Source organism: Cysteiniphilum sp., assembly GCF_057495195.1.
The window spans coordinates 1-24,691 of the sequence record NZ_JBXTEF010000013.1 but is presented as its reverse complement, the minus strand read 5'-3'; the positions used below and the strand labels follow the sequence as shown (position 1 = coordinate 24,691).

At 39.8% G+C, this 24,691-nt stretch carries 19 protein-coding genes; 13 read left to right on the top strand and 6 right to left on the bottom strand.

The window, feature by feature from the left end; genetic code table 11:
- Positions 1-8: 8 nt before the first annotated feature.
- On the bottom strand, positions 9-1,202 hold the full coding sequence (locus tag ACY10D_RS01355; protein ID WP_486999016.1) for a glycine C-acetyltransferase: 1,194 nt from the start codon (positions 1,200-1,202) through the stop codon (positions 9-11).
- Between the two features lie 373 nt (positions 1,203-1,575).
- Between ACY10D_RS01355 and ACY10D_RS01350 the strand changes: the two genes are divergently transcribed.
- From ACY10D_RS01350 to ACY10D_RS01335, 4 genes are all read left to right on the top strand, one after another.
- Entirely contained in the window at positions 1,576-3,966 is a 2,391-nt protein-coding gene (locus tag ACY10D_RS01350) for a DNA translocase FtsK (protein WP_486999045.1), read from the top strand.
- Between the two features lie 5 nt (positions 3,967-3,971).
- Entirely contained in the window at positions 3,972-4,700 is a 729-nt protein-coding gene (gene lolA / locus ACY10D_RS01345) for an outer membrane lipoprotein periplasmic chaperone LolA (RefSeq protein WP_486999015.1), read from the top strand.
- A gap of 91 nt (positions 4,701-4,791) precedes the next feature.
- A complete protein-coding gene (locus tag ACY10D_RS01340) occupies positions 4,792-6,006 on the top strand; it encodes a cation:proton antiporter (protein WP_486999014.1) in 1,215 nt (404 codons plus the stop codon).
- A gap of 1 nt (position 6,007) precedes the next feature.
- A complete protein-coding gene (locus tag ACY10D_RS01335) occupies positions 6,008-7,171 on the top strand; it encodes a M20 metallopeptidase family protein (protein WP_486999044.1) in 1,164 nt (387 codons plus the stop codon).
- On the opposite strand, the gene ACY10D_RS01330 is transcribed toward ACY10D_RS01335, so the two are convergent.
- Positions 7,168-8,937 (bottom strand): glycosyltransferase family 2 protein, encoded by a 1,770-nt coding sequence (locus ACY10D_RS01330; protein WP_486999013.1) that lies wholly within the window; start codon positions 8,935-8,937, stop codon positions 7,168-7,170. The genes ACY10D_RS01335 and ACY10D_RS01330 overlap by 4 nt on opposite strands.
- A 209-nt stretch (positions 8,938-9,146) precedes the next feature.
- Positions 9,147-9,530, bottom strand: a complete 384-nt coding sequence (locus ACY10D_RS01325) for a hypothetical protein (RefSeq protein ID WP_486999012.1) — start codon at positions 9,528-9,530, stop codon at positions 9,147-9,149.
- A gap of 283 nt (positions 9,531-9,813) precedes the next feature.
- Between ACY10D_RS01325 and ACY10D_RS01320 the strand changes: the two genes are divergently transcribed.
- The 9 genes from ACY10D_RS01320 (at position 9,814) to ACY10D_RS01280 (ending at position 23,157) form a co-directional block, all read left to right on the top strand.
- On the top strand, positions 9,814-10,311 hold the full coding sequence (locus ACY10D_RS01320) for a hypothetical protein (protein WP_486999011.1): 498 nt from the start codon (positions 9,814-9,816) through the stop codon (positions 10,309-10,311).
- A 9-nt stretch (positions 10,312-10,320) separates the two neighbouring features.
- Positions 10,321-11,781, top strand: a complete 1,461-nt coding sequence (locus ACY10D_RS01315) for an RHS repeat domain-containing protein (RefSeq protein ID WP_486999010.1) — start codon at positions 10,321-10,323, stop codon at positions 11,779-11,781.
- 112 nt (positions 11,782-11,893) lie between these two features.
- Positions 11,894-15,874, top strand: a complete 3,981-nt coding sequence (locus tag ACY10D_RS01310; protein WP_486999009.1) for an RHS repeat domain-containing protein — start codon at positions 11,894-11,896, stop codon at positions 15,872-15,874.
- A gap of 87 nt (positions 15,875-15,961) precedes the next feature.
- On the top strand, positions 15,962-17,449 hold the full coding sequence (locus ACY10D_RS01305; protein ID WP_486999008.1) for an RHS repeat domain-containing protein: 1,488 nt from the start codon (positions 15,962-15,964) through the stop codon (positions 17,447-17,449).
- A gap of 17 nt (positions 17,450-17,466) precedes the next feature.
- A complete protein-coding gene (locus ACY10D_RS01300) occupies positions 17,467-18,861 on the top strand; it encodes an alpha/beta fold hydrolase (protein ID WP_486999007.1) in 1,395 nt (464 codons plus the stop codon).
- A gap of 80 nt (positions 18,862-18,941) precedes the next feature.
- A complete protein-coding gene (locus ACY10D_RS01295; RefSeq protein WP_486999006.1) occupies positions 18,942-19,418 on the top strand; it encodes a hypothetical protein in 477 nt (158 codons plus the stop codon).
- Between the two features lie 26 nt (positions 19,419-19,444).
- Complete coding sequence (locus ACY10D_RS01290; protein ID WP_486999005.1) at positions 19,445-20,902, top strand: hypothetical protein; 1,458 nt, start codon at positions 19,445-19,447, stop codon at positions 20,900-20,902.
- Positions 20,903-20,938: 36 nt separating this feature from the next.
- Positions 20,939-22,360, top strand: coding sequence for an SGNH/GDSL hydrolase family protein (locus tag ACY10D_RS01285; RefSeq protein ID WP_486999004.1), 1,422 nt, complete (start codon positions 20,939-20,941; stop codon positions 22,358-22,360).
- A complete protein-coding gene (locus ACY10D_RS01280) occupies positions 22,360-23,157 on the top strand; it encodes an alpha/beta hydrolase (protein ID WP_486999003.1) in 798 nt (265 codons plus the stop codon). The genes ACY10D_RS01285 and ACY10D_RS01280 overlap by 1 nt, the downstream gene beginning before the upstream one ends.
- A 163-nt stretch (positions 23,158-23,320) precedes the next feature.
- Here the strand turns inward: ACY10D_RS01280 and ACY10D_RS01275 are convergent, their stop codons facing one another.
- The 3 genes from ACY10D_RS01275 to ACY10D_RS01265 are packed head-to-tail and all read right to left on the bottom strand — an operon-like array spanning position 23,321 to position 24,585.
- Positions 23,321-23,767 (bottom strand): hypothetical protein, encoded by a 447-nt coding sequence (locus ACY10D_RS01275; protein ID WP_486999002.1) that lies wholly within the window; start codon positions 23,765-23,767, stop codon positions 23,321-23,323.
- Positions 23,768-23,809: 42 nt separating this feature from the next.
- Complete coding sequence (locus ACY10D_RS01270) at positions 23,810-24,277, bottom strand: hypothetical protein (protein WP_486999001.1); 468 nt, start codon at positions 24,275-24,277, stop codon at positions 23,810-23,812.
- A gap of 20 nt (positions 24,278-24,297) precedes the next feature.
- Positions 24,298-24,585 (bottom strand): hypothetical protein, encoded by a 288-nt coding sequence (locus tag ACY10D_RS01265; RefSeq protein WP_486999000.1) that lies wholly within the window; start codon positions 24,583-24,585, stop codon positions 24,298-24,300.
- Between the last annotated feature and the right edge of the window lie 106 nt (positions 24,586-24,691).

The window sequence follows — 24,691 nt, the reverse complement described above, 5'->3', positions numbered from 1 at the left end:
TATGCATTTTAAATAATCCCCATTTCCTTACCAACCTCAGTAAATGCCTGAACGGTTCTATCAATTTGCTCAAGCGTATGTGCAGCTGACATTTGTGTACGAATACGCGCTAAACCTTTAGGAACCACAGGATAGGAAAATGCAATCACATAAATACCTTTTTCAAGTAACTTCTCTGCCATTTCGGCGGCTTTTTTCTCTTCATATAACATCACCGGTATAATCGGGTGCTCACCAGGAATTAAGTCAAAACCTGCTGCTGTCATTTTTTGTCTGAAATGTTTTTGGTTGCGTTGCAACACATCACGTCTTTCATCTGAGCTCATTGCCAATTTAATCGCTGCCATTGATGTTGCTGCAATCATTGGTGCTAAGGCATTTGAAAATAAATAAGGACGTGCTTTTTGTTTTAACATCTCAGCAATTGGCGCACGCGCTGCAACAAAGCCACCTGAAGCACCACCTAGTGCTTTACCCAACGTACTGGTGATAATATCAACTCGGCCCTCAACACCACAATAACTTGGTGTACCACGCCCCTCTTCACCAATAAATCCTGTGGCATGAGAGTCGTCAACCATCACGATGGCATTATATTTATCCGCCAAATCGCAGACACCTTGTAAATTGGCAATAATACCATCCATTGAGAAAACACCATCAGTAACGATAAGCTTAAAGCGCGCACCTTTCTCATCAGCCGCTTGCAATTGCGCTTCAAGATCACTCATATCATTATTTTTATAGCGAAAACGCATTGCTTTACACAAACGCACACCATCGATAATACTGGCGTGATTTAATGCATCACTAATCACCGCATCTTCAGCAGTCAAGATAGATTCAAACACCCCACCATTAGCATCAAAACATGATGGGAACACAATGGTTTCTTCCATTTTCAGATATTGACTAATCAAATCTTCAAGCTCTCTGTGTGGCGTTTGTGTGCCACAAATAAAGCGTACAGATGCCGCGCCATAACCATATTGATCCAGTGCTTTTTTAGCAGTTTCGACTAAGTCCTTATTATCGGCAAGTCCTAAATAATTATTCGCGCAAAAGTTAATAACGTTCGCCCCATTTTTAAGGGTAATATCTGAGGATTGCGGTGAATTGATAACTCGCTCACCTTTGTACGTTCCTGCTTCTTTGATCTCATTAATCCCTTGACGTAGATGGTCATAAAATGCGTTATTCATCTTTAAGTTTCCTTATGTTAGTTTTTTATCGCAAATGAACTTGTGCCATTCTACCTGAGAAGACCTACTAGCGACAAGCAGAGAAAGGCGAACATCATTAATCTGTTAACATTCTATTAATTCTGGCAAAACGAGTTGCCTGCTTTGTTTTGCCCTTGGTATGATAGATGCGTTTAATCTCGATGAATATGAGGAATAAAGAGTGGCGCTGCTGCGTAAAAGTAAGAAAAACACATCACAAAAAGCGGATTCCAAGAAAACAAGAGCCGACAAAACAGCTAAAACAGCAAAACAATCTGCCAATCAAGCAACCGTTAAAAAGGAGCTTCATCCACTGTTGGTTGATCGCTTACGGATTACTTGGCTTGTATTAATGGGTGCGATTGCCTTGTTTTTATTGTTATCACTTTTTTCATATAACAGTAATGATCCAGGCTGGACGATCGCTCAATCGCAAGATAAGGTCTACAACTACGCCGGCATTGTCGGCGCTTATACTGCGAACATCATTTTGAGCATCTGTGGCGTCTTTGGTTTTTTGATTCCCTTTTTATTGGTCTATGGCATCTGGCAGCTTTTCCTTGAGCGTAAAACCTTTGCTGAAAGTAGTATTCTGCTGATGCTTATGCGTTTTGCCGGTGCTATTTTACTCATCTTCTCAGGTAGTGGACTTGCACAAATTGCACTATCTGTTTTTAGCGTTTACATGCCTGAAGGTGCCGGTGGCATTCTAGGGCAAGAAGTTGCTAAATATGCCATTTTATACTTAAGCACTGCTGGTAGCATTTTGGTACTTATTGTTGCTTTTGCTTTAGGTTTAACCTTGTTCTCAGGTGGTTTTTGGATTCGCTGCCTTGCTGCTCTTATTCGTTTTATTGTAATGACGCTAAAAGACTTTTTCACAAACTCTGACGAAGAAAAAGAGCAAAGAGCACTAAAGCGCGCTGAGCAAAAAGCACAAAAAGAAGCATTAAAGCAGCAGAAAAAGGATGAAAAGGCACAATTAAAAGAGCAAAAATTACTGATAAAGAATGCGAAAAATGAACAAGAACAGCAACAGCAAGATAACTTTATCCCTGAGCATGACACACTTGATCACTTACACTACAATGATCCAGACATCAATCAACGCATAGATGATCGCGAGATCTCTTTTGAGCCTTTTGATGATGAATTCACACCAAAATCACTGACAAAAGCGCTGGATGATGAGGTATTACCTGAGATCGAGGATATCCCTTTACCAACACCTATAAATAAGTCAGTAAAACCTAAAAATAAGACTGATAAAATCACGGGCTTGCCATCATTAGATCTATTAGATGATCCTGAAGCAAAAAAAGAGCTTATCTCTAAAGAGTTCTTACAAAAGATGGCGTTATTGGTGGAAGAGAAGCTTGCTGATTTTGGTGTGCAAGTTAAAGTTGTTGGCAGTTATCCAGGACCTGTTATCACGCGTTTTGAAGTGGAACTCGCCCCAGGAGTTAAGGTCAGTAAATTAAGTGGTTTGGCGCAAGATTTAGCACGTTCTCTATCAGCGGCACGTGTTCGTGTTGTAGAAGTCATTCCAGGCAAACCTTATGTAGGCCTTGAGCTACCAAACCAAAAGCGTGAAATGGTGCGTTTAAAAGAAGTATTGGCGCATAAGAAATTTATCGAATCTAGCTCCCCTTTGACCATGGGACTTGGCGTTGATATTGCAGGCACACCTGAAACAGCTAATCTTGCCAAAATGCCACATTTACTGGTTGCAGGAACGACTGGTTCTGGTAAATCAGTTGGTGTCAATGCGATGATTATCAGTATGCTGTATAAGTCAGCACCGGATGATCTACGCCTTATTATGATTGATCCAAAAATGCTTGAGTTATCTATCTATGAAGGGATACCTCATCTTTTGACACCGGTTGTTACTGATATGAATGAGGCTGCTAACGCGCTACGTTGGTGTGTCAAAGAAATGGATCGACGTTATGAGCTTATGGCAGCTGCGGGTGTCCGCAACATTGCCGGATTAAATGAGAAAATCCTTGAGGCTGAAAAATCAGGCGAGCCAATGAAAGATCCACTTTGGCTTAAGCTGCGTCCAGGGCACGATGAAGATGCACCATTATTAGAGAAGCTACCTTACATCGTTGTCATTGCTGATGAGTTTGCTGATATGATGATGGTCGTGGGTAAAAAGGTGGAAGAGCTAATTGCACGTTTAGCACAAAAAGCACGAGCCGCAGGCATCCACTTAATCCTTGCAACACAACGCCCATCGGTTGATGTTGTTACGGGATTGATTAAAGCCAATATTCCAACACGTATCGCCTTTCAAGTGTCATCAAAGATTGACTCACGCACCATTTTAGATCAGCAAGGTGCTGAACAGCTCTTAGGTCATGGTGATATGCTTTATCTACCGCCTGGTTCAGGTGTACCGACACGTGTGCATGGTGCTTTTGTCGATGATGATGAAGTGCATCGCGTGGTTGCCGCATGGAAAGAAATGGGCGAACCTGAGTATATCGATAGCATCACCGCTAGTGAAGATGAAGAAGGAGGTGATAGTGAAGGAGGTGCTGATAGCACTGACCCACTATATGATGAAGCCGTTAAAATCGTACTTGAAACACAGCGCGCATCAATTTCAAACATTCAACGCCGCTTGCGTATTGGTTATAACCGCTCAGCACGTTTAATTGAGGAAATGGAAGCAGCTGGTCTTGTGAGTGAAATGCAAAGCAATGGTATGCGTGAAGTACTGGTAAAAAGGTAACAACAATGAACAATATACAAAAAATAAAGCCGTTGATTAAATATAGTCTTTTAGGTTTCACCGCCATTACGCTACTCTCTAGCACACTATTAAAGCCTGCGTTTGCAGCAGATAAAAGCAGCACACCAATACCAACGAAAACTGCCACCCTTGAGAATTCTAAGAATATTGAAAATATCAAAAATAATGATGCTAATAATACATTGTTTACGTTATTAACCAACCTTAAAAACATGCATGCCAAATTTCGTCAAAGTCTAGTTAATCCACAGCAAGGCATTAAAGAAACGAGTATGGGTGAACTATGGGTGAGCAAACCAAGCTTTTTTAAATGGCAGGTTGAGTCCCCACAAAAACAAATGCTGTTATCTAATGGGCAAAAACTTTGGAACTATGATGAAGATTTAGAGCAAGTGACAATTAGTGAGGTGCCTAAAAACATCTCTCAAGCACCTTATTTGCTACTATTAACCGGTGATAGCAAAGTATTGCAAAAACTCTTTAGTATCACGCAAAATGGCGAGCATACTTATCGATTAACACCAAAAGTAAATGATCAATCTTTGATTAAATATATCGATATTACTTTCGCTGACATCACACCAAAGTCCATGCTTATCCAAACAGAAGTTGGGCAGTCCACGCATATTGAGTTTTATGATATCTCCACTGCAAAGATCCCCGCTAAAACCTACAACTTCACGCCACCTGAAGGAGTTGATGTATTAGGATAGAAATAACTTTGGCAATATCTTTGCCGATAATAATGATGACGTAGGGGCGTATTGCATACGCCTTTCAAAACATAATTAACAAGGATTATTCATGCATACGCTTGAAACGCTTAAACACCTATTTGCCCTACCACTCGATAATCCTGTGAGCATTTTTGCCGTTGTTTTAGCCCTTATTCTTGCGGCTAAAGTGATTTGTCATTACAGTAAAATACCGAGCATTATCGGATTGATTATCACCGGTATTATCGTCGGCCCCCATGCCTTAAATATTTTAGATCAAAACCTTGCGGTAACGATTTTTGCTACCACGGGGCTTCTTTATATTATGTTTCTAGCTGGTCTTGAGCTTGAGATGAAAGAATTTAAACTACATAAACGCAAAAGCATACTCTTTGGTATACTGACCTTTATTATTCCTTTTGCCATAGGTTTCCCCGTGTTTCATTATGGCTTTGGTTTTCAAGTTAATGCAACTATTTTGGTTGCGATTATGTTTTCAACGCACACCTTGATTGCTTACCCGATGGTCAGTAAAAAAGGACATGCCAAACGCCAAGCAGTTGCCATCGCCGTGGGAGGCACCATTATTACCGATACGCTAGTGCTACTTATTCTGGCGTTGGTTACTGGGCTTCATCAAGAAGGTAGTAGTATGATGATGCTGATAAGTCTTGTCATTGGTTTTATCCTTTTCAGTCTTATTGCCTTTGTTGTTATTCCTTATATTGCTAGAGGCTTTTTTTATCTTTTTGCACGCAAAAAAAGTCTGCACTATACCTTTGTATTATTGGTCGTTTTTCTGTTGGCATTACTTGCTGAGATCATTGGTGTTGATGCGATTATTGGTGCGTTTTTTGCAGGCCTTGCCTTAAATCGCTTTGTTGCCAAAAAGAAAAAATTAAAGGCTGAAATTCACTTTATTGGTGATACCTTGTTTATTCCGGTTTTCCTGATTAGCGTTGGTATAATTGTGAACTTACATGTGCTTGTTGATATTCATCATGTCTTAGGTATCGCGATTACTTTAATCATTGTTGCGCTTTTAAGTAAATGGCTTGCCGCTAAATTTACCCAACTTACACTTAAACTGTCCCCCCTTGATGGTCGTTTAATCTTTGGTTTAAGTAGCGCGCACGCCGCTGCAACTTTAGCGATTATTTTGGTCGGCTATAAAACGGGTATTTTAAGTAATGCGGTTTTAAATAGTACCATTTTGCTGATTTTAATCAGCTGCTTAACTGCCTCATTGGTTACAGCAAACACACTGAAACATTTGTCAAAAAAGGAGACTCACGGTGGCTAATATCATTGATGACTTAACGATTGACCAAAACTATTTACGTGAAGTGCGTGAGCATATTCACCGCCACCCTGAGCTTGGCTTTGATGTTGAGAATACTGCCGATTTTATCGCAGGCAAGCTACAAACGCTTGGGTTAACGATTAAGCGTAATATTGGCAAAACAGGACTTATCGCTGATTTGATTGTCAACCCTGATTATCCAATGATTGCATTGCGTGCTGATATGGACGCGTTACCAATACACGAGCAAAACACGTGTGATTACAAGTCAACCATCGATGGCAAAGCACATATGTGCGGGCATGATGCGCATTGTGCGATGGTGCTCACCACAGCGCATACATTGGTTACTCAAAAAGCTCAATTAAAAATTAATGTACGCTTCTTATTTCAACCTTCTGAAGAGGTTTTACCCGGTGGCGCACCAGCGATGATCAAAGATGGTGCATTAGCAGGTGTTAGTGCGATTTATGGTATCCATGTCTTACCCTCAATTGATGAAGGAAAAATGCAAATTTGCCAACCTGTCGCCTTAGCCGGTGTCGATCTATTTGATCTTACCTTTATCGGCAAAGGTGGGCATGCCAGTACGCCATGCACGACCAATGATCCGATGATTATGGCAACGCAATTTGTCAATGCTGTGCAGACGATTGCCTCAAGAAACCTTTCAAGCTTTGATCCTGCAGTGGTATCTATCACTGCACTTAATATTGGCAGTGCTTATAATGTGATTGCCGATAAAGCCAAACTTAAGGGCTGTATTCGCTATCTTAGCCAAGCTGCGCGCGAGCTTGTTAAAAAGCGCTTATATGAAATAGCCAATGGTATCGCCCACACTTATGCCGGATCGGTTGATATCGATTATCTGCCTGGTTATCCTGAAACGCAAAATGATGCCAATTGCGTACAAAAATCCATTGTTGCAGCCAATCACGTGGTCGGTGAGAAAAACACGCTGCTATCTCATATCCCATGGATGGCATCAGAGGACTTCTCCTACTTTGCCAAAGAAATTCCGGCATGTTATGCATTTTTAGGTGTGCGTAATGAAACTTTAGGCTTCACCTCGATGGTGCATGAACCAACCTTTGACTTATCTGTGAATGCCATGGTCTATGGTGTGAAGTATTACTTAGCGCTATGCTTAGCGTGCGCCGACTAACGCATCTCAAATGCAATGCTCATTTTATTAATTTCCTCGACTTCCTGCATGCGCTCTTGACCAAACACAGGCAAAGCAAGCCCTAAACTTAATACAAAACTCAAACCACCAAGCTGAGAAATAAGCGGCACAATCATCTCGTGACCGTTATAAATTTCAAGCGTCGTCTTTGTTACAAATGCCCCCATGGCAAAAGCACAATAAAATAAAATGCTCTTATAATTTGTCAATACACTTGCCCAACTTTGGGCACTTTCTGCCGTTTTGCCCGTTGGTTTCCAACCTTGCGATATCCCCATAAGATAATTATAAACGGCTTTCATTGACACCCAGGTGATAAAGGAATTCATCACAAAGAAGCCTAAATAAAGCTCCCAAACACGTGCAAAGATAGATTGCTTATGCTCGGATTTATTTTTAAGTCCATAGCCGATGGCATAGAGCACGGAAGGAATAAAGCTAAGTGCCAACATGCTTAGCCATATCACTGATTGCGCTGGGAAAAAGATGCTCAAAAGCGCGATAAACGGCGTAAGCACAGTAAAAAAAGAAAACATCTGATTAAGAATATCAAGCTTCTCTTTGACGCTGATATATCTTGAGCGGCAAATTTTACCAATGTATTTATGCGTAATTTGCATATTGCCATATGTCCAGCGCATCCACATCGATTGACATTCTTTTAAAGAAGTCGGAACCCATTCACCAGACTCTACCCATATTGTTTTACCATATGACCCTTTAAAATAACAGCGAACGGCTGCAGCCACATCTTCGACAATCATTGGTTCACCACGAAACTCTTCAAGCCAGTTACCGACTTTTTGCAATGCCTGCATAGACCATATCGAATTATGTCCTTGAAAGATCACAAAACCTGCCTGCCCAATTAAGCTCATGCTATAGCGCAACATATTTTGTGAAATACAGCCGATTTTAGCAAAGAAGTTACATGATTGATTGGTTCCTTTGATCAAGAGTGACGCAAACCCCAGATTAGGGTCTTTTACAAACTCTGGCATTGTTTTAAGCAAAGTATCCTCTTTTAACGTCGAATCAGCATCTAGCAATAGCACATGATCTTTGGTGATATGCGCCATACCAATATCTAAATTCTTTGGTTTAAAGCCGTCCGTACCTTGTCTGTGAATAAATTTATAATTGGTTAGCGAACCATTTTGCGCATGTTCTTCAACATAGCTTTGCCATTTTAGAAGATCCGGATGATCCAGATCACTATTATCAACGACTATGATTTCTTTTTTATCCTCTTGATAAATCAGTGCATTTGCTGAATCAAACGTTAATTTACAGACATCAAACGGCTCATTTCTGGTCGCGATTAAAATACTACAACTTGGCAGTTCAGTCGCATTAACTGACTCATCTATTGGTAGCTTTGGGCGAAACAGCAAGTAATGAATGCACAGTATGCTCTTATACATCAACTGGTAAATAAAAGGAATAGATACAAAAATCATTATCTTGCCAATCAAGAATGATATTGTCTCAGGGTTATTCAATGACTTTAGAAGCCCATATAAAACAGCCCCTGTCATCAGCGCGCTTAATACAACAAATAAATATTGGTAACGCTGCTTAAATCTTGTCTCAGATCTAGAGGCCAACCGTAAAGATACTAATAACGATACGATTAGCATCATAATAAATAGCATGGGCAATAAAATGGCAGACGAATTGATCACCACAAAATAACCAATCGCACTTAACAATGCCACAAAAAGTGCACACTTACTGTAAGTCACATAAGCCCCCTTAATTTCGTTAAATCTTAATTATTTACACTTAATATCCATTCTGTTTTGTTAAAAACATGTATTATCAAGCAATTATTTTTCGAACAAAAGCTGAATAATTAATAATGCATAGGATTAGAAAAACAATATTCGTGACGATATCAAGATCAAATTAAGTGAAACTTAAGTAGAGAAAAGAATTATTAAAGATTGAGAATTTAGATTTTTTGCGCTTTATTAAACCAACGCATGGCTTTTGGCTGATACAAAATATAAAATGCGGCAATGATTAAAATAATTTCAATAAACACTAACCAGAAATTAAGCGGATGACTGGCGTGCTCTGGCAAATAAAAGATTAAAAACGCATACCAGATAATCGCAAGGATTATATAAATCCATTTTGCCGCCTTAACCCCTAAGCTAATAACAAATGCAACTGCAATGAGCACAATATAAGCAACCACATCAAGCCAAACATGTTCCATTGGAACCATAACCAATGTTGATGAGGTCAGCAAATCTAGCAGTCCTAAAATACTTGCACCATAAAGCATCCAAATGGCAGCATACACACGTTTTGGCCTAATTACTTTATTCATAAATGTAAACTCCTTTTAAAGGTTGATTATTGAAATATCTTTGTAATTTAATTTCCACCCAAAGTGTAGCCTAAAAACCTGATCTTTGGCTAGTTGGTTTGTGTTAATATCTGGGATTTTTACATTGATGCTTCTTAAATAAACAGCAATCCAACCAAACTCAATCACAAAGAACCTTAGGTTACTGTTGTATATCCATTATCTCGTTATGATATCCCTATGCTTTAGCCTAATACGAGCATTAACAAGTTTAATGTTTTTTATAAACCCAAGGAGTTTTCTTATGCGAACCATTAAATTATGCATCACACTAGGACTGCTAAGCAGTATGAATGCTTTTGCTTCTGGCTCACATCCCATGATTTTTCAAAATAATGCCAATGACACACAGCTATCAGTCAACTACATTACCGGACATAAATATTCTAAATGTGTGTCGTATGTGAGACCACAAACGCTTAATATCAATCCACAAGATGCCGAGCTTTCTATTTTTATGGACAAAGATGCTAGAACCTGTAATCAGGCTAATAAACGTGCTTCTTGGGTATTAAAAACAGCAGATGGCAGTTCTGCTATCCTTACTTTTAAACATGAGGCTGTGCAAGATGGGACTACTCATATACCATACGTCGACACGATTGTTGTCGATGGCAAGGTAATAGCTTTAAGAAACATTTCAAACAATTTCTCAACCGGTTTTCCCGTACCTTATAACTTTGGCAGTCACTACCAATTAGTATTTGATAGTTTCAGCAAGGTGAGGCTAGTAAGTAGATAAGGACATAGCATGCGAAATTATTGCCACATACCATTGAGCTATTTCAGTTTAGCGCCTTTATTATTGCTTTACACTTACGGGCACGCATATGCCACGTTAAATTATCCCAGTAATCCAGACCAATTGCGCAGCATTATAGAAGATGGCATTGTTAAAACCATTCAATATGATCAAAATGGTAATATCTCGTTCGATGATCAAGCCAATCTCCTAATCTACGACAGCGATAACGAGCTCATAAAAGTACTGCAAACCAATGGCAATACTATTAAGTACCGCTATAATGCGCTTAATCAACAAATGGTAGAATCCTTCAATCAAAGTGAACCACTTTACCATTTTTATCAGGATCGACGACTGCTGGATGACGTGCAAGTTAATGATATCACGCACTACCTTGAACATGGACAGTTGTCTGTCACAAACAATCAAATAAAAGCCTCATATTACTTGCAGAATAATTTTGGTAGCATCATTACTCTTATTGATCAATCTCAGCAACTTGCTCACTTCTATCGCTATTTACCCTTTGGTTATCAAAGTGACATGAAGTCAGATAGCGCAACATTTGATGTGTTTGACTTAGCTGACTCAAGTAAGGGCTACAACGATATGCTTACAGATCAGATCACGGGTAATCAATTTCTAGGTAATGGCTATCGAGCTTATAATCCAAGACTACGATTATTTATGAAATACGATAGTTTATCGCCATTTGATCAAGGGGGCATTAATGGCTATGCCTACAGTGATAATAACCCCATTATGGCATTTGCCCCCTCAGGACATATGAGCAAATGGCAACGAGTTGACATGATTGCTGGACTCACTCTTACAGCAGTTGCTTCTGGCTTAGCTATTATGGCAACAGGAGGAGCAGCCACCCCAATGGTTCTCACTAGTTATACAAGTTTTATGTCTACAGCAGCCATAGGGTTATCAGTCACTACACCTGTTATAGCAGACTCAATTGCCGATGCAGAGGCACACAAAAATTGGACGCATCAAATGCGCTCTACCGGTTGGAAAAATGTGGTCGTTGGTCTTGGCACCCTTGCCGCAGGAGAAGCTGCAGGATATGGCATCGGCAAAGTAACCTCAAATGTTGTTACTCATGTTGTAGCTAAGTCTGCTGCAAGCGCTATTGCTCAAGAAAGCCTAAGCATCGCTACCGGATTACAAAAAGGGGTTAATTTACAGAATTTTGGCATGAATTTTGCGGCTAATGCGGCTGTTCACAGTGGGATAGCCATCACAACAGCCACTACAAAATCAGGATTACCAACACTTGAAGATGCTCTCAAAGGAGATTCATCACAGCAAAATAGCTCTAGAAAGCCTAATAGTAAAAGTCTAAATTTACTCAATGAACGCAAAGGAGATAGCTTAAAAATACCGACAGCGCATAAAATTGATAATGGAAATCCTCCTACACTCTTTGACATATTTTCTTATTCCTCATTGATATAATCACAAGACAAAGTGGCGGATTAAAAATAACTTGAAGTCACTACACGCATTTCCTGCCTTTGCTAAAGTTGAATTACTCACCCCAATACCCCTACTAATATCAAGGAAACTTATGAAAGATAGACACACCTTCAAACTAAAAAAAATCAGCTGCTTATTATTAAGCACCTTACTGAGCTCACCCATTTATGCAGATGTTAGCACAGATCATAGTAGCATCGTCACTGCACCTGATACAGGATCTTTAGAAACTCCTCAGATCACTAATGATCTAGCTGAATCAAACATTACCACAACAAAAGCATCTAACCATGCCGAGTTTAACTTAACGGCTACTGATATCAACAATGATATTGTCTCCAATGCCTACAACTTAAAAAGCATGGGCGGATTTGAGGTTGACCCACGCACCGGCAGCCTTGGCGTTTCATTCAAAGTCGGTTCTTTATGGGCAAACGCACTACAAGGTGGGCAAGTTGATTTAAGTATTGAGTACACAGGGGCAAATGCCTTTAGTGCCTATCCTGTAGCGCCTAGTTGGAGCTTTAGTCTCCCTTATGTCGATATGCAAACAGCGACTTTCCTATTACCTGGTGGCGGACGTTATCGCATGCTTCCAGGGAATCAACTACAGTATGCTAAACTCCAAGGTTCTCAATTTGCTTTCCAACAAGCTAAAGATGGCAGTTATCGTTTTACCGATGCCAATGGTAATGTCAGCTATTTTAACCAAAAGGGCTATCTTGTTAAGACAGTCAGTGCGTTAGGTTACGCCACCAATTATAGCTATCAAGGAAACCAGCTTGTTGCCATAACTGACGGTGATGAGAATAGCAAAAATGTGCGCAGCATCAAAATAAACTATCAAACAAGCACCGTAAACATACAATCGCTAGGCATCGATGGTACACCTAGAAATGTGACGCTTAATATCCAAGGAAAGCAACTTATATCCATGACAACGCCTATCGATGATGGTGAGCAAGCCACAACCATTATCGGCTATAATCCGTTAGGTTTTGTTAGTGATTTGACGCTGCCTACTGGTGCAACGTTTCATGTTGATTACAACGCCTCACTTAAAACCCTAACAGGACAAACGCTTCCTGTTGTTTCTAAACAAGTTATTCATTCCAATACCCAATATCCAAGTTGGATGTCAAATGGTCAAACCATGATGGAGCCTGCACAAGTTATCGAATACAGTTACGACCCAAGCGGACACAACTATCTTGGGTTTGGCTCAGGGGCAAAACCATCAAGCCAAGAAGATCCAATGCTGGTTAATGTTAAAAGTGGCTATACCTATCAATCAAGTCAGACAATAAAGGATGATAATGGCAATACACAAACCACGACAACAACTTATGACCATTTTCATCGCCCGATAAAAACCGAAATCTATGCGAATGGACAACTCATTAAACAAACCTCACAGACGTATGAGCAAAGTAGCAATGGCTACTTCAGTGGACTTAGCGCTGGCTACTTACAGCCTATTGCAATGCAAGAGAGAAGCTTTGGTATCAATGGTCAAGGCGGACAAGCAGGTGCCACTTTATACAGCTACGCAGGCTTTGATCAAAATACTGGACTCATGAATTTTAAGATTGATCAAAATAGCATTCGTACCGATTATCAGTATTATCCTGCCAGTGTTGCTGGTCCTTTTGACCATATTGTTTCAAGTGAAACGACAACACCTGCAACCATTCAGGGTATGACAACCCCTAATGCCATCACAACCAATTATCCAATTGCCAATATTAATCGTGAAAATGGCGCTCAAAGCTATAGCAGCTCTTATGTCAGTGGCAAAGAAATTCATACTGCGACTACTAACAGCCACGCCCAATTATCTGCTAGTCAGCCATTATTAAATGTGCAAAAAACGGTGTCTAGTAGTGATCCAACAGCGATTGACTTTGGGTTGACTACAGCCGAAACCGTTACAACTTCAACGAATTTAAATACGCTATACAAGATAAAAAGCTTCAATGATGACAATAACTCAGCTGCTACCATGACGACAAGTTACCATCAAGACAATAGCACACCATTTGCACCCATTACTGTTCAAGAAGCTATTACTAATGGCAAAGAGCACGTTCAGGGTAAAACAAAAACAATTAGCGCCTATACAGGGCAAATGATTAGTGAATCAGATGCTTATGGCAATGTTATGACCTACAAGTATGACCTACTTGGGCGAGCGATCCAAAGCATCGCCTTTGCTAATCGCGTCAATCCAATCATTAATAACTATGAGTACCATATTGATCCAACACGTGGGCTTTTATCTGTGAAGCAAACCAATGCTGCCACTGGTGATATTGACTTTGTATATTACGATAGTTTAGGTCGTGAGATTGGACGCGCTGGCAGTGACACAAATCACAGCACGACAAGTTATGCAGTGGATTTGCCCGCAGGTATTCGCCCGCTTGCATCGCAACACTATGATGCACTTGGGCAAATAAGCGATAAAACCAATTATATCGACCAAAACAAAGCGTTAACCACTTATTATCACTATGATGTGGCAGGTAATAATGATCTGACCATCAACCCCGACGGCAGTGCTGATTATTCTATCAACGATCGTATCCGTAATCGTAGCATTAGCCTTAAGCTTTATAGCAATAGTCAAGTGATTGACGTGCCAAATAGTCCTTGCCATAACGCCATAGGGCAACCTACCGGCTGCCAAGCTGACTTAATTAATGTTAGTGAACAAAATGTCGTTGCAACAAAAGTAAACAACCAAACACAATCTCTGTTTTTAGGCAAACACAGCTATGTCATTTTAACTAAATCTGATGCGCAATTTGACAACGGCAAAGCACTTTATAATGCACAAACCAAAACACAGTTAATGAATGCATTAAGCGCGCTTGCCAACGGCAATACGCCAAATGCAAATACCTTATCAACCACGATAGATAGCATTATTACGCAAAATGAAACCTATAAAACTACTATTGAGAACTATGATGGTCTAGGACGCACTGCGAACACTACAGATGAACATGGCAACAAAACGACGTATCACTACAATAATAAAGGAGAGGTGACTCAAAAAGATCAACAAGCCACACAAAGTAGTCTTATCTATCAATATGATCCCCTTTATGGCAAGGTAACCAATCTTTCAGTCATTGATCATGCGAATAATGATGTCACCTATCTCCTAGGATCACGTCAATATAATGCATTAGGACAATTGATTAGCGAAACCGTCCAAGGTGCTACAACTACTTACACCTACAATCCGCAAGGTGATCTGCTGACCAAAACAACAGCAAAAGGTGATGTCTTTAACTATAGTTATAATGAACTGGGTTCACTGATTACAATTACTCGACCCGATAAAACGATCAACTATCGCTATGATAACCCAGCGATCCCAGCACAAGTCACTGAAGTTTCTGACGAAAACAGCAAAATCAATTACAGCTACTATCCTGATGGCTCGGTTTATCAAACAACAACGACGTTAGACAATTTGATCCCAGTCACCTATACAGAAGTGCTCAATAACTATGGGGTATTGACACAAACAGCGGATTCACTGGCGCATACAACCACTGATTACGAATACGATAATCTTGGTCGGGTTATTGCCAAAACCAACAGCCTAGCAGGTAAAAGCAGCTATCGCTACGATGATCGTGGGCAAGTAGTTGAATCACGTAATGCAGTGTTGATCAAACGCTATGAGTACAACGGACACAATGGCTTACCTCAGCTGTCTTACTTCAGTCAAGTAACACCCGATAACAGTGTGCGTTATGACTATACAATGACCTATAATGATGATGGCAATATCATCAAAACCATCACACCACATACGATTAATCAATATCAATATGACAAAGATACCCAACAGCTATTGGCGTTTGACTGTCAAGAAAAAGATGCCGCATCAACTGATACGTTCTATTGCCCTGCAGATAGCCATGGTGATATTGTCAATCATGCCAGTTATCGCTACAACAAAGCGTTAAACCGACTTGATTTAGTCACAACCCAAGGTCATGATGCAAATAACAAGCCCATTGAGCATAAAACCGAATATGTCTATGGTGCATAACAACAAAAATAACCTGTGGTTACTTTAAAGAATGCTTAATATTGTTACTGTGTCGGATGTGTTAATTAATCGGGAAGGATAGCTTAAATGGAACACATAACAGATATTACTACACGAAGGCTTGGCATATTACTCATCGGAGTAGCGCTAAGCATCCCTTTTGTCGCCAAGGCAACACATCCAACGCAATTAACTCATATCATTGAAGATGGCGTAAGCAACATGCTCAACTATGATCAAGGTGGAAACTTACTGCTTGATGATCAAGCCACGCAATTTAACTATAACAGCAACAATGAATTAACCAAGTCAATCCAGTCCAATGGCAAAATAATCCATTATCGCTACGATGCTAAAGGGCAACAAACTGCGCAAACACACCAACACCAAAGTCCTATTTACCATTATTATGTCAATAATAAACTCATTGGTAGTGAGCAACATCATTTGCTTAAATCCTACTTTGATGGAGGGGAGTTTAAATTAAGCCGTCAAAGTAACATGTTTGAGACTCAGCATTACATAAGCGATAATCTAGGCAGCATTATCAGTCATATCACCCCAGATAAAAAACTCAATCATTATTATCGTTACCTACCCTTTGGTTTCATCAGCGATATCGATAAAAACAATGATTTAATGCATACACCTGAGTTAGATCAACATCTAAAAGGTTTCAATGGCATATCAACCGATACAATAAGTGGCAATCAATTTTTAGGCAATGGCTATCGCGCGTATAATCCTCGCTTAGGTATCTTTCTGCAATATGACAGCTTATCCCCTTTTAGTGAAGGAGGTATACATGGTTATGCCTATAGTGATAACAATCCAGTTATGGCGTTTGATCCTTCAGGGCATATCCCCGATTGGGCAAAACATGTTATCGTTTGGGGGGTTGGCGTTACCACAGCTACAGCGATGGGCATGGCAATCGCTGCTAGTGGTGGTGCATTAGCACCCACTACTGCCACTGCACACCCGATGATGATGGCAGCCATCAGTGGTGCTATCGCTGGGGGCTCTGCTTCCGTTGCTGCACAAGCGACAAATGCTGGCTTAAATAAACAAAATTTTGCCAAACAAATGCGTAATGGCGGTTATGTTGGCGTGGCGATAGGAACAACACTTGGAGCAGCAGGCGGTGCCGTTGGTGTTAGCAGCGCTTCCACGCAAACAAAATTTTCATATGACATCGGTATGATATTTGCTGAACCTGCCATAGAACAAGGTATTATGATTGGCGCTGGTTATCAGAGCAAATGGAATTGGGAGAACTATGCCATTTCAGTTGTTAAAAATGCAGCAAGCATGAGTGTCGGGAAGAATATTAATAATCTCAAAGCTTACTACGCAGCTAAAAATACAGCTTCGGCAACAGCTATCAACACCTCGATGCCGGTGCCTAGTCCTCGAGCATTAAATGCTCCCCCGCCTCCAGCACCACCAAGATCTGTGCCAACGCCTAACAAACAATTCAAGCGCATTAATGGTGACCATAACCTAACTGTAGAAAGTAGTGAAAAACCAGAACAACAACCACTTCACAAGCCCTTTGGTTTAATTACTGCATAACAAGGTAATATTAATATATGCTAAAACATACCACTTCACTAGCGAGCGGATTATTACTATCATGCTTTACGTTAACATCACTATCAGCAAGTAATAATCATAAAAGCTTAGACTCACCCATTCACTGGCAAGCCTGCAGCAATCATCAAAATTCAAAGGACTATCTCTGTGCAACGCTTAAGTTACCATTGGAATATAAGCAACCTGAGCTTGGGGATATTGATATTTATCTTACGCTTTACAACCCTTATCATGCGCAAAAGGTTCTATTATATAACCCAGGTGGTCCTTGGTTGCCCGTCAGTGAATTGGATCTACAACCACTGTTTAGCCAACGGCTATTAAAAGACTATGCCATTTTAGGCTTTGATCCACGTGGTTTCGGACAAAGCACACGGCTTAACTGCCACATCAATGAGCGTATTTATGATCAATTTGCCAAAGTTGAAGCATTACCACAAGCCATCACAGGACTTATTGATTTACGCAATCAAATCTACCTTAGCTGCCAAAAACATGATAACAAGCTGTTTACACGTATGGGCACAGAGTACACGCTACAAGATCTAGAGAAAATTCGCCAACAGTTAAATCTTGGCAAGATCAACTTTCTTGCACAATCCTATGGTACCTATTTAGCTGAATATTATCTGGCAAAATACCCACAACATGTTAATAAGCTTGTGCTTGATGGAGTGATGGGCGCTGATCGCAATTTATATGAGGCAAATAAAACACTGGCTATCGCTGATAAAGAAAGCTTTGATTATGCTTTTGATCTTTGTGCCAAAGACACACACTGTCCTATCTATCCCAATCCATGGATAAGGTTTTACCAAGCATTGACACGTGTAAAGTTTGGCGAGGTTTATGCTCACAAGCGCCAAGTGTTAGAAAGCGATTTTCTCTATCGAGTCATGGATTTTATTAATAATGAAAAGGATTATGACAAAATCTATCTGCTGATTGATAAAATCATGCAAAAACAAGACATTGATGACCTATTTGACTTTAGTCGCAATGATCAACTTGCCATTCAAGCGGCTTATTCTGCCGTTATTTGTCAGGATTCATATCACCTTAACTTTAATTCATTTCTAGCGTTTTTAAACCAACCAATCTTTGACGACATTACCAAACATATGGCGATTGATTTCTCATTACCTTGCACCGGACTTTGGCAAAACTTAATGAAAGCACCGACGAAACTGAGCTTTGATGGTGATACGCCTAAGATACTAATGCTTGCTAATCACTATGATCCGCAAACTCCCTATGTTGATGCTAAAGCCATGCATGCGCTTATTCCACACTCAACATTGGTGAGTTATCATGGCGGTGGGCACTGTAGTTACCGCTTGACGCAAGACAAACCCATTGATCAAAATGCAGACGATTATCTTCTCAAATAACCTCACGTCACTCTTGAAAAATAAAAACATTAAGTATGATGACCGTGCATTAAATCACAGCACACGAGGCTTATACAACCATGTTAAAAAAAACACTTATTTGCAGCAGTTTATTTATTCTTGGCATAGCTAATGCGGGGGAAAATATTACCATCTCACCACCCAATTATACCGATAATAATGGTGTTGTACGCAACTTCACCTTTGCCGAGCTGGGGGTCACTGGCATTTACCTCCATAGAACCTGCAAAAGAACCTCGCATTATAACCATAATGATATGAGTCAAATTTTGAGCATCACGAACAGTAATAGCTTTAATATTTATGTCCCTGCCTGCAAAAAATATAATGGCTCTCGCGGGAAGACCGTTCAAGTTGAGGTACGCATCTTCACAAAGGATAATCCTTATGGTGTTGCTAAATCCTATATCAGCAAAAGTAGCTTTCCACGACAATTGCTTGTTAGCAATCCTCAGGATTGCTATAACAATCTCAAGCAAGGCATTGATGCGGCAAATACCCCAGCTTGTCAAATTACTGACTTCACAACCAACTAGTCGATGAAATCACAAAGGATCAATTTATGAAACTTAAATTATTATCATTATCCCTCATCTCAGCATTATCCTTAGCAAATACAAGCTTCGCAGCACAAGCTAATAATGTTAATCTAACGGGTATTGCGGTTAGTGACATAAACCAGCAAACAGGTACCAATATTTACGGATATACTAATGGCTTACAGCAATTTCCAGTTTTGGTTACACTCAACTTTGACGGACAGCCCGATGAAGAAACTCAACAGCACATCTGGGATCGCATCGGTTTATATGTCACTAATGTACAAGGCATTGACCAGCAAAATCCATACCACTTGTCTCTAACACATGATGCTAATGGCACTAATATGGCATGCCAACAGGATCTCTTTGGTAAGTTACAAGATAGCAATTTAAACAATTTTCCTTGGCGCGAAGGAGTAAGCTTCTTAGATGGCAGCTATACTGACGCCAGTGCTAAGTTACATATTGACTGGACGCCAGATCAATGGCTTAACATCAATAATGGTCAAGCAAGCCTATGTGTCACCAGCATTCAAAACCAAAACCTTAAAACAGGTACTTATGAGCATCCAAGCAATCAAAATATGATGTTTTTTAGCCGTAGTGCTTTAGGTGATACTCCAACCTCGATTAGTCGGATTTTTTATGTGCAACTTCGTGGGCAACAACAACTGCCTCAAATGAATATCTATGGCATAGATTTGCAAGGTGACGTACCGGTGAGTACTAGCCAATATGCCGTATTAAATAGCAATCTGCCACCAAGTGATGTGATGAGTGGAGCTCCTTGCTTTACTCAGACTAATCTGCCACTACCACAAAACAACAGTGATTCTCTTGATTTACATATCGCACTGGGATATCAAATTATGCATAATAATATGCTTAGCGCTGGTCACATTGTCTACGCTCGCGTCAACAAAAACACCATGGGGCAAACGGTCTCCAAGCTAGACTTTGGGATGTACGGCTGTCAAGAACCGTTTACCGCATCACAAACCCAAAATATTGGCACCAATGCCAATGGCGTTAATCTAACAGATCCTAATAACTATAATTATTTTGACTATGATAACACTGGTATTTATACCACATGCCCACTGGGCGATAATCAATGTCAAGGTGATAATAGAAATAAACTAGTTACTTATATCAAAGCCGCTAAGTTTGCTTGTAGCAGTGTATTAATTCACCCAACAATGGATCAATTTACCCAAGCTTATTACAATCTCTCAGATGCTGCCAAACAAGGTGCTTCGAGTGTTGGGCTTGATGTTGGCGGCAACGATAAGCTTGTTTATCTTGGCTGGGCTCGCCCTGAGAACTATCCTGGTGATGTGCAGATGTTTATTTATGATGATTTTGGTAATTTTAAATCGATCAATACTAGCACCCCTATAATCTTAAGCAAAACAGGTAATCTTTACTATAACCAACTTAATGGCAACACCAGCATGCAGCAATGCACAATACATTAGTTGTTATATCACCTACCAACAAGAAAGGAGTATACTGTGAAAAAAATAGCGCTTTTATTCGCTTTAGGTTATGCCAATAACCTTTATGCAGATGCCCGATCAACACTAACATTTGAGAATAACTGTACTGAGCCCGTGCAATTTAGCATCAATGGTGACGAGGCGGGTCAAAGCTATACAGTTCAGCTTGACCCAAATCAATATGTTTTTGCTGGGAGTTACGTCAATAGCAACACGCTTGAGCACACCACCTCAAACATTCAAATTCAATTTAACAGTTTGAAACATAGCGGTCGTGTTAGCTATTTGTTAGACAATGGTTTCACAAATAATACTGCCGCCTTTACCAAGGCAGATGGTGATATCAAGATTGAGCATATGCCACTTACTACCGACTATACCTATACATGGCATAGCTATACGCTCTCTGGTAAACAAGAGATTCCAAGCTTTACTGTATCTGCTTGCAAACAAACATATGATATCTCAAAAAGTGATGTAGCAGATATTCAGCGTATAGTTATCTTTGGCGATAGTATTAGTGATCAAGGAAATCTATATCACTACTCCGCTGGCATGATTCCTAAATCTACACCTTATTATCGTGGTATGTTTTCAAATGGCGCACCTTGGTCAGTACTACTTAAAAATACGCTTAAAAGCTTCAATATCGAAGTAAGCAATTATGCCGTAGGTGGCGCTACCGTTGTTTTTGAACCAGAATGGGCAAGCTTAGGACTACCTTATAATCTTGACGCTGAACTTAAAGCCTACCAGCTGGATCAAAAAAACTGGCGTAAAAACGAGCAAAAACTAGCAATATTTTTTATTGGCGCTAATGATTATTTAACTGCTGATAAGTCATTGTCTGACAAAGATATACAACAAATAAGTCACGAAGTAACCGATAAAATTATCAATACCATCCGTGAGGTTGGTGCAGAAAACACCTTAATTGTTGGACTACCTGATTTATCCTTCACTCCCGAATCTCATGAGCGTGGTAATGAAGCAGTACTAACAAAACTCAGCACAGCACACAACATGCAACTACAAGAATTTGCCAATTCCAATACCAATATTAAATTTATTGACATCGATAAAATGTTTGCTCTATTGCTCAACAATCCACAAGCTTTCAATACACAGTTTAATACTGTAATCGACCCCAAAAATAATACTATATCCTGTTGGCATGGCGGATATTTCAGTTACAACCACTTACAGAATAAAACCTTAAATTTTGCAACATTAAGCAATCGAAGCACGCTTCCCGCGGATATCACAGCAAGTTTAGCAACGAGTGAAACAGGCAACCTATGCCCTGATCCCGAGCATTATATTTTCTGGGATCATGTCCACCCCACTTATCAAATTCAAAAAGCGATTTATCAATATATACTTAATAATATGAATATTACTAACACTGCAGATAAAACTAAAACCAAGGAGAATTAATGTCAGTCCCTAGCGTTACGCAATTACGAGAAAGAGTGCAAAACATAAGCATGAACGCCCCTGTTTATCCTTTTACAGGGGAAATTACCAACGCTTTTAGCCTAGATAAACAAATCACACATATGAATGCACGGCTTTATCAACCTGAAGGTTTACTAAAAGAGACAACCTTAATATTTTTTCATGGTGGAGGCTTTGTTGCAGGCAGCATTAACTCACATGATAATTTATGCCGTATGCTTTCACAAAAAGTCGGGTGTAAAGTGATTTCAATAGAGTATCCCTTAGCACCCGAGTATAAAAGTGACATGGTTATCAACTCATGTTACAAAGCACTATGCTTTATTCACCACCATGAAAGCAAGCTAGCACTAATTGGGGATAGCGCGGGAGCAAATATTGCAACCGTGTGCGCATTATTAGATAAAGAGGTAAATCAACTGGAGCTTCAAGCACAAATATTAATTAATCCAATCATTGACATGGTTAATCCCGGAAAATATCTAAGTTTTCGCGATGCTTATATTCATGACCCTAATGACTTGAAGAATACATTATACTCTCCTTTGTATGCACAGCTTGAGAACATGCCGACAAGCATTATTGTGCTAAACAACGAGGATTCTCTTTTTGAGCAAGGTCAACTGTATAGTGAGAAACTGCAACTTGCTAAGGTGCCAGTGATCGCCAAAACATTTAATGGTGGACACTTAGGATCACATTTAGTGGCTTTAGATGAACAAAGCCAAAAACCAATTGCTTGGCTGATAAACACACTACAACATACACTAAATTAACTACTCATTGTTTCTTAACACATTCGCTATTGCTAAAATATCAATCGCTCAAAAGGGTTAAAGTTCAATGATATAAATGCCACAAAGTGCCTTATGGGCGGTATCTAGCGCACTCCCCTACGCTCATCCACGCTGCCATCACGAGCCAATGCCCCATGATAAGTCAATAAAGTACAATATTCTCCTCATTATCCACACGTACTGCATATTTGCCACCGTTAATAGGTACACTATTTCCATCTAGTGTTTCCTTTCCATCGACCTCTATCCATGTTAGCCAATTATCACCATTTTTATGGTGCATTAATTTCACGAGAACTGATGCATCATCTGCTGTGCGGATTAACCATGAGGCATACTTATCATCATTCCAACAGCTTCGACTATCCTTATCTCTAAAAGTAGAAGTTTGCATTTGCCCTGGACTAATCATGAGCGCTGATGGTCGAACGTACGAGACACATTTTGAATATTTATGTCCTGTTAAATACTGGACACTGATCCCCGTATCTCTTCTATCATTATGGAAATTAACGGGATGTGAGCTCGCGGCAAAACCAAAAGCTGCTGCCAATAGCAGCCCGCCTGTTAATATATGTTTATTCTGCATAACCACCTCTCTGTATGTGTTGTATTTTAAACAATCAAACCTTTACTCTTTTGAGATTAGTGTTACATAATTCATATGGTTGATTTTAAGTTGATAATTGCCAAAAGGAATGATGTCGTATTCTTTGACTTTTTCGCCATTAATAACAAGGGAATCTTTCCAAGCATGCACATCAAAAATATCCTTCGACTCAGGTTCATGCTTAAAAGTAAGCACAACCTCACTGCCATTGGCAGCTTTCAACATCCATGATGCTCGCTTATTTGCATTGCGACATGTTTTGCTGTTTTTATCCCTAAAAATAGAAATTTCAGCATCGCCTGGCGCTATCATTAATGCTTGAGGTCTAACAAAAGTCACACATTTTGAATACTTGTGCCCTGTAATGTAATTGACCGATAAGCCTGTATCATTCGTATCATTTTGGAAGGTTATTGGATGAGAAGCTGCTGCAAAGCATCCTCCGCTAGCGGACAATAGCATTGTAGTACTTAATTGTTTAAATTTCATTATCAACCTCATTTCATTGATTACTTTATTGTAAATTTGTTTGTCACAACTATATGCTGCGTACTTAATGCTTTAATGATGTATTTATCACCAAACTCAATAGCATAATTTTTCTCCCCCAATCTGTTTTTGATTGCTATTAGAATGCCATCAACCAATAACCAATCATCATAAGAAACTTCAGGGGGCACTCCCCTCCTCACAGCTTCATGCTTGAAGGTAATAATCGCCTCACTACCATCTGCTGTTTTAAGAACCCATGATGCACGCTTATTGGCGTTATAGCATGTCCTGGCATTCTTATCCATAAAGTTGGACACTTGTGCGTCTTGTGGTCCTACAATGTGAATCAAGGTTTAAATTATGCACAGTATTTTTGTGCCAGCAACTCAAATGCTGCACATAGCCTTCCAA